This window comes from Rhizobium ecuadorense (genome assembly GCF_001187535.1).
GTDB classification, from domain to species: Bacteria; Pseudomonadota; Alphaproteobacteria; order Rhizobiales; family Rhizobiaceae; genus Rhizobium; species Rhizobium ecuadorense.
The window spans coordinates 1-239 of sequence record NZ_LFIO01001658.1 but is presented as its reverse complement, the minus strand read 5'-3'; the positions used below and the strand labels follow the sequence as shown (position 1 = coordinate 239).

1 pseudogene is annotated in these 239 nt (G+C 59.4%); it reads left to right on the top strand.

Features of this window, described 5'->3' with window-relative positions:
- A pseudogene (locus AF337_RS44775) lies at window positions 1-239 on the top strand (TetR/AcrR family transcriptional regulator); the annotation flags it as partial.

Here is a 239-nt window from a genome sequence, read left to right as displayed (position 1 = left end):
GCGCTACACGCAGATGGTCGACGGCGGCTGCGACAAGTTCCGATCCCCTCGAAGCAGTCATGGAGTTCTACCTCTCACCCGGACATCTTGGAGAAAAGGGTGACGGTTGCCCTCTAGTGGCGTTGGGATCGGACGCGGCGCGGCAGAGTGAAGAGGTCAGGCGTCCATTTGAGGATGGTATCCGCGCTCACTTTGAGGTGCTGGATGAGCTGATGGACGACGCCAAGAGCTCAAATCCC